General features: G+C 71.8%; 1 protein-coding gene. It reads right to left on the minus strand.

Translation table 11 applies throughout. The features are described 5' to 3' along the window. Positions 1–102: 102 nt before the first annotated feature. The coding region (locus JHD64_RS21635) for a hypothetical protein (RefSeq protein WP_199055776.1) at positions 103–301 on the minus strand (199 nt) is incomplete at its 5' end.

Raw genomic sequence — 301 nt, forward strand, 5'->3', positions numbered from 1 at the left:
GATTGCCAGCCGCTGGCAGCCGCCCCCATCCCTGCGGCCCCCACCCCGTCCGCACCATGAAAAAACCGGCCGTGATGGCCGGTTTTCAGGCTGCTGACAAAGTTATTTGGAGCGATTGTACTGGACCTGTCTCTTATACACATCTCCGAGCCCACGAGACATTAACAAGGATCGCGTATGCCGTCTTCTGCGTGAAAAGGGGGGGGGGGGGGGGGGGGGGGGGGGGGGGGGGGGGGGGGGGGGGGGGGGGGGGGGGGGGGGGGGGGGGGGGGGGGGGGGGGGGGGGGGGGGGGGGGGGGGG

Source organism: Aquitalea sp. ASV15, assembly GCF_016429115.1.
Taxonomy (GTDB): Bacteria; Pseudomonadota; Gammaproteobacteria; order Burkholderiales; family Chromobacteriaceae; genus Aquitalea; species Aquitalea magnusonii.